The 1,496-nt window shown below is 28.8% G+C and carries 2 protein-coding genes; both read left to right on the top strand.

All coding sequences use genetic code 11. The features are described from left to right. Positions 1-97 precede the first annotated feature (97 nt). Positions 98-991, top strand: coding sequence for an ATP-grasp fold amidoligase family protein (locus IWB18_RS12390; RefSeq protein WP_408626616.1), 894 nt, complete (start codon positions 98-100; stop codon positions 989-991). Between the two features lie 29 nt (positions 992-1,020). Then, the coding region (locus tag IWB18_RS12450) for a hypothetical protein (RefSeq protein WP_207740841.1) at positions 1,021-1,496 on the top strand (476 nt) is incomplete at its 3' end.

Genomic DNA, 1,496 nt, shown 5'->3' with positions numbered 1-1,496 from the left:
ACAATTTTAGTAATAAAGTTATGAGTCGTAAATATGAAGAGTTGTATCAGTTAATGATTAAACAATAATTTCGAAATTGTGGTCGGAGGTGTTCAACGTGATAAAAAACAAAATCCTAAGTTTAATTAAAAGACCACAATACATATTTTTACTATTAGGTCACAGAGGATTTTTTAAGTGGATGAAAGATGAAACTTATCTTAAGGTTGCATATTGGTGTAAAATGGATAAAAAATTGAATCTTGAAAACCCAACAACATATAATGAAAAATTGCAGTGGTTGAAGTTAAATGACCGAAACCCGGAATATACGAAATTTGTAGATAAGTATGAAGTTAGAAAATTTATCGAAAAAACAATAGGAAATGATTACTTGATTCCATTATTAGGTGTTTGGGAAGATATTGAGGAGATTGACTTTGATAAATTACCAAACCAATTTGTTTTAAAATGTACTCATGATTCTGGTGGTTTAGTCATTTGCAAGGATAAAACTAAATTAGATATTAATAAGGCAAAAAAGAAACTACAAAAGTCATTAAAACACAATTATTACTGGGGTCAGCGAGAGTGGATATATAAAGATATTAAGCCGCGAATAATTGCAGAAAAATATATGGTCGACGAATCCAAGAAGGAACTTAAAGATTATAAATTTTTCTGCTTCGATGGTGCGGTAAAAGCAATGTTTATAGCAACAGATAGAGGGATTGATACACGATTCGATTTTTTTGACCTGGAGTTTAACCACATGCCATTTATGCAACACTATCCAAATGCGAGCAAAACGATTATAAAGCCAAAAGGATTTGAAGAGATGATTAAGTTAGCAAATGTTCTCTCAAAAGGTATTCCGCATGTTAGAGTTGACTTCTACGATATTAATGGGAAAGTTTATTTTGGTGAGATGACATTCTTCCATTTTAGTGGCTGGGAAAAATTTGAGCCATCTGAATACGATGAAGTGTTTGGAAAGTGGATAAAATTTTAGTTTAATCGAGTAAATTAGAAGGTGATTATATGATTAAAATATTTCGGTACATATTCACAATAGTATTTCCGATAATAAGGATATTTGGATTTCCTTTTCCAATGATTTTCTTTGTTATTCCTTTTATTAGATTTGATAAATATAATAAAAATTTATTCTATATCGGATTGTTTTCATCTTTTTATCTACTTATTGTTTTAGTGCTAAACAATAATGAAAATGTTTCGATAGGTTCTTTGATGTATTCTATTCTGCCTATGATTTATGTTTTTCTAATATCAATATTCACTAAAATGAGTGGGCATATTAAAATATTGAAGTCATATTTTTATATAAATATAATTATTGTTTTTTTTTCTGGGGTGTTAAATTACATTCCTAAATTCTTAGAAATATATTATAATTCTTACTTATTTGGTAATATTACGTCCTCAAGTCATTATATGGTATTTATTGCAAATAGATCAATAGGTTTGTTGGGACATCCAGCATGGCTTGGATTGAT

Origin of the sequence: Alkalibacter mobilis (assembly GCF_015594845.1) — a bacterium.
GTDB classification, from domain to species: domain Bacteria; phylum Bacillota; class Clostridia; order Eubacteriales; family Alkalibacteraceae; genus Alkalibacter; species Alkalibacter mobilis.
The sequence above is the reverse complement of the archived record's forward strand: the minus strand, read 5'-3'. Positions and strand labels throughout refer to the sequence as shown.